Source organism: Clostridium sp. E02 (genome assembly GCF_003833015.1).
GTDB lineage: Bacteria > Bacillota > Clostridia > Lachnospirales > Lachnospiraceae > Lacrimispora.
Genome location: NZ_RJLQ01000043.1, coordinates 1 through 4,698, shown reverse-complemented (window position 1 = coordinate 4,698; position 4,698 = coordinate 1). Strand labels below are relative to the sequence as shown.

5 protein-coding genes are annotated in these 4,698 nt (G+C 37.1%); 4 read left to right on the top strand and 1 reads right to left on the bottom strand.

From position 1 onward, the window contains the following. Positions 1–81: 81 nt before the first annotated feature. Positions 82–984, top strand: a complete 903-nt coding sequence (locus tag EFT72_RS18780; protein ID WP_124068446.1) for an aminoglycoside 6-adenylyltransferase — start codon at positions 82–84, stop codon at positions 982–984. 36 nt (positions 985–1,020) lie between these two features. Here EFT72_RS18780 and EFT72_RS18775 read toward each other — a convergent pair whose 3' ends face one another. After that, positions 1,021–1,476 (bottom strand): GNAT family N-acetyltransferase, encoded by a 456-nt coding sequence (locus EFT72_RS18775; protein WP_124068445.1) that lies wholly within the window; start codon positions 1,474–1,476, stop codon positions 1,021–1,023. A gap of 218 nt (positions 1,477–1,694) precedes the next feature. Between EFT72_RS18775 and EFT72_RS18770 the strand changes: the two genes are divergently transcribed. From EFT72_RS18770 to EFT72_RS18760, 3 genes are all read left to right on the top strand, one after another. Next, positions 1,695–2,153, top strand: a complete 459-nt coding sequence (locus EFT72_RS18770; RefSeq protein WP_124068444.1) for a GNAT family N-acetyltransferase — start codon at positions 1,695–1,697, stop codon at positions 2,151–2,153. Between the two features lie 32 nt (positions 2,154–2,185). Continuing rightward, positions 2,186–3,451 carry an Nramp family divalent metal transporter gene (locus tag EFT72_RS18765; RefSeq protein WP_124068443.1) on the top strand — a complete coding sequence of 422 codons (1,266 nt, stop codon included), beginning with the start codon at positions 2,186–2,188 and terminating at the stop codon, positions 3,449–3,451. Between the two features lie 128 nt (positions 3,452–3,579). Continuing rightward, positions 3,580–4,515 (top strand): helix-turn-helix transcriptional regulator, encoded by a 936-nt coding sequence (locus EFT72_RS18760; RefSeq protein ID WP_124068447.1) that lies wholly within the window; start codon positions 3,580–3,582, stop codon positions 4,513–4,515. Positions 4,516–4,698 lie beyond the last annotated feature (183 nt).

The following is a 4,698-nucleotide window of genomic DNA, read 5'->3' as shown; positions in this document are numbered from 1 at the left end:
GTATAATGTTCTCAGACATAGTTTTTATCCTCCTTTGGAAATTTTGTTGTGGTAACTTAATTCTACCAAACGATAAAAACTATGTCTATTTGCTTATTTGAATTTGCGCAATCTATTATACGTCATCAAATGTATCATTTAATATTAGCAACAGCGGAGAGAGATAAACGGGTATTGGCAGTATATATGAATGGTTCCAGAACAAATGTGAATGTTCCAAAGGATATATTTCAAGATTTTGATATTGTTTTTGTAGTAATGGAAACGGCTGGTTTTATTTATGATACAACATGGATTAAAAAATTTGGTGAGATCTTATATATGCAGTATCCAGATGAGTCACCGTATTATACAAGTGATAAAGAGAATGTCTACGGATGGCTGATTCAATTTGCAGACGGGAATCGACTTGACTTGCATGTTGAGACAGTAAAGCATGCAAGGGAACATATTGGAGATGATAAACTTTGTAAAATTCTTCTTGATAAAAATGCAATTCTTCCTGATATGCATGAGTCAATGGATAAAGATTATTGGGTAAAAAAACCGACTAAGGAGCAATATTTATGCGTTTGCAATGAGTTTTGGTGGTGCTTAAATAATGTTGCAAAAGGATTGTGGAGAGAGGAGATCCCATATGTACAGGATATGGTTAATTATCATGTACGAAAACAATTAGAAAAAATGTTATCCTGGAAGGTTGGAATACTTACTGATTTTACGGTTAGTGTTGGTAAATCGGGAAAGTATATGTACCAATGGATTGAGAAAAAAGAGTGGGAAACTTATTTATCTACCTATTTTACAGGCAGAGTATCCGAAGCGTGGGAAGCCGTAATGATTATGTGTAATCTGTTTGGGCAGACGGCAATTTATGTTGGTGATAGATTAGAATTCAATTATAATGAGCTTGAGGGCAAGAATGCAAGAGGTTTCTTAGAACACGTCAGACAGCTTCCGAAAAATGCAAAGAAAATTTATTAGGATGGATATGTTTCGTCCCCCCCCTTAGAATATAATTTATCGCTCCATATAGAATTGAATAACTTCTACATTCCCGTCCATCACACGGTCTCCAATATAAAACCCGCATTTTTCAGTGTAAAACTTTATATTTTGTTCTTTGTCCGAAGGTGTGATTAGTGTGATTCGTTTCCAGTCGTGGCAAAGTAACAGTAAATACTGAAATGCCATTGTTCCAATTCCAGTTCCTTGATATTTTGGAATAACACATAAACATCCAAGATAATATTCACCATTTCCTTTGTGTTGATACGAAATTACACCAACAGGAATATCCCCATTCAATATAATGTATTTTGGGGAATTGGCAATAGATAGTTCCATTTGTTCTTTCGTTCGTCCATAAGCGGGGCATTCTCCATAGTGTTTATAATCATCATAAAATGCTGCATTATAAATATCTATTAGAAGCGATGAATCCTCGTTTTGTGCCTTTCTATAAGTCAAAGTCATTTAAATTTCCTCCGTAAAAAGTAACTTTATTTTTTATTTGTGTAGTTTCCATGTATAGAATAGAAGACCATCTTATCAATTATATGAAAACCAGTCAACAAAAAACTTACAAATATCAGTCTTTGACAAATTACTTTGGATTAAGAACTTAATATTGAAAGTTAGTAAGTATGGTGATATCCTACTCTTATAGAATGTTTGATTTTAGGAGGAAATTTATGAAAAACGAAATTATAAAGGGAAATTATGCACATCTGAAAAATTGTGAAGAAATTCTTTTGGAATCTTCCATTGGAGATCATTATTTTCAAAAGGAAGGAAGTGCAAGAAAAGCAATTGAAGAGGGATTGGATCAAGGAACTTTATTTGTAGCAATTGCAGAAGGTGTTTGCACTGGATTTATGTTTTATATTAAAAATGGTGCATTTCACAGCTTCCCATATTTACACATAATCGTCGTAAAAGAAGAATACAGAAGCAAAGGAATTGGAAAAGACCTGATTGATTATTACGAAAATATATCAGATGGAGACAAGTTCTTTTTAGTAGTAGGCGATTTTAATTCAAATGCAAAACGACTATATGAAAAAATCGGATATTGTCAAGTTGGAGAAATATCTGGATTATATCGCGAAGGCATTACAGAATATATAATGATGAAAGAAAAATCAAAATAAGTCTACAATAAGAAGACAAAGGAGGTACTTTCATGTTCGATTCATTAAAAAAAGAAAACACAAAACATCACAAACCGAAGTTCGGATTGAAAGAGTTGCTTAAATATGTAGGGCCAGGACTATTAGTTACGGTAGGGTTTATTGATCCAGGGAACTGGGCTTCTAATATTGCAGCGGGATCAGAATATGGATACACATTGCTATGGATGGTTACGTTGTCGACGATAATGCTGATCATTCTACAGCACAACGTGGCGCATCTAGGAATTGTAACCGGAGATTGTCTGGCAGAAGCAGCCCACAAACACTTGAAACCATGGCTCTCTAAGACCGTCTTGATCACAGCGATTTTGGCGGCAATCGCCACGGCTCTAGCGGAGATTTTAGGAGCTGCTATAGCGCTGAATTTATTGTTTCGGATCCCCATAAAACTAGCTTCGGTTCTCATCTTGATCCTGATCCTATGGATGCTGTTTACCAATTCTTACCAGAAGCTGGAAAAATGGATCATTGGATTCGTATCCATCATTGGGATTTCGTTTATTTATGAACTCAGCTTGGTTAATGTTGACTGGAATCAGGCCGTTGCAGGTTGGACGACCGTTAAAATTCCCCACGGTTCCATGCTGATTGTTATGTCAGTGCTTGGGGCAGTGGTTATGCCACATAATTTATTTCTTCATTCAGAAATCATTCAAAGCAGGCAGTGGAATCTGGAAGACGAGGCCATACAAAAGCTTCAATTAAAATACGAATTTTCTGATACATTGTTTTCTATGATCATTGGCTGGGCAATTAACAGCGCCATGATCATACTTGCAGCTACAACGTTTTTTGTAAAAGGCGAGCATGTGTCTGAGCTTGGGCAGGCCGCTCAGATGTTGAAACCCTTAGTAGGCAACGGGGCAAGTCTTATCTTTGCGATTGCTCTGCTATTTTCTGGAATTGCCTCTACCACGACAGCGGGAATGGCAGGGGGATCAATATTTGCAGGAATGTATGGGGAGCCTTATGATCCAGAGGATCCTCACACCAAAGTTGGTGTCACCTGGATTCTTGTGCTAGGGACATTTATTATCTTTTTGATACGCGATCCATTTAAAGGACTGGTCTATAGCCAGATGCTTTTAAGTATACAACTTCCTATTACCGTATTCTTACAGATTTATCTTACATCTTCTAAAAAAGTTATGGGAAAATATAAAAATGGGATTCGGGATAAGTTTCTATTGTCTGCCATTGGGGTCATTCTAACAATTTTAAATATCATGCTTTTAGTTGCCACAGTAAAGGGTTGATAGCTTGCAGGGATAAAAACGGATTTGTTTGGTAAGCGGGAAAAGAAAGGCAGCAGGATTGGAAAAGAAACCTAACGCCATCCGATGTATTCTATTACTACCACGTGGGTAACAGGAAGGTGAAGGTGATGGGATCGAATGCCGTAGGAAATAAAGTTTTACAATACATGGAGACGCATTTGGATATGCCGCTTACCATAGAGCAGATCGCTAATTTTGCCGGGTACTCCGAATATCACTTTGCGCGTATTTTTAAGTCTCAAATGCATGTGACTGTGATGGAGTATGTAAAGAGGAGGAAGCTGATTAAGGCTTCGGAAGATATACTTTCTGGTGTGAAGATCATTGATACGGCTTTTCGGTATGGCTGGCAATCGCATAGCGGGTTTACGAAAGCATTTAAAAAAGAATTTGGATTCTATCCCTCCCTTCTAAAAGCAATGGAAGCTGAAATCAACTATTTAGGAGGGAATGCTATGAATTATGTGTTTTTGGAGTCTGCCTATGAACATGCATCGAAAGAGGAATTATTTGAGCAATTAAAAGAGAAGATTCAGGAAAATGGAATGGAAATAAACGCAGAAAATCTTGAAAATATTTATCAATGTGCCTGTCAGGCTTATCATGGCGTGAAGCGGCACTCTGGAGACGAGTATGTTACCCATCTGCTGCATGTAGCCATCGCTCTAGCGGAGCTTCAGGCAGAATTAAACGTAATAGCTGCAGGAATATTCTGCGATGTTACCAAGAAAGGAACCATAGATTTGAATGATCTGGCAAAGCGATTGCCAGATGATGTATGGGATCTTGTTTGTCGTACCGCAAACTTTAACCAGAATTCAACAGTGGAAATCGACGACGAAGTAATGCTGATAAAACTAGCAGAACGGCTTCATAATATGAGAACGATTGCGTTTATGGAAAAAGAACAGCAAAAAAAGAAGGCGCAGGAAACGATCGATTTTTATATGCCTTTGGCTAGAAGACTAAATAACAAGAAAATGATCGATGAATTAACCGATCTAAGTATGAAGTATGCAATTGGGTCTGTCAACCGTTTTTGAAAATGTCCCGAAAAAGTTTTAACATAAGCACCAGTTTTCTGGTGCTTGATTTAACTAGGTACTATTAGTTTTTGGGTAACTTTAATAAAACTACAGTTACCTGCTTGTAAATTAGGCTATTTCTTTTCTGTGTCGTTGTCCTTTTGCATATTTTTCAAATGATGCCTGCCTCCATGGATGGTT

Bases quoted from the DNA above. Each gene is read 5' to 3' on its own strand.
- EFT72_RS18780 (WP_124068446.1), top strand. From the start codon at position 82: ATGTCTATTTGCTTATTTGAATTTGCGCAATCTATTATACGTCATCAA.
- EFT72_RS18775 (WP_124068445.1), bottom strand. From the start codon at position 1,476: ATGACTTTGACTTATAGAAAGGCACAAAACGAGGATTCATCGCTTCTA.
- EFT72_RS18770 (WP_124068444.1), top strand. From the start codon at position 1,695: ATGAAAAACGAAATTATAAAGGGAAATTATGCACATCTGAAAAATTGT.
- EFT72_RS18765 (WP_124068443.1), top strand. From the start codon at position 2,186: ATGTTCGATTCATTAAAAAAAGAAAACACAAAACATCACAAACCGAAG.
- EFT72_RS18760 (WP_124068447.1), top strand. From the start codon at position 3,580: ATGGGATCGAATGCCGTAGGAAATAAAGTTTTACAATACATGGAGACG.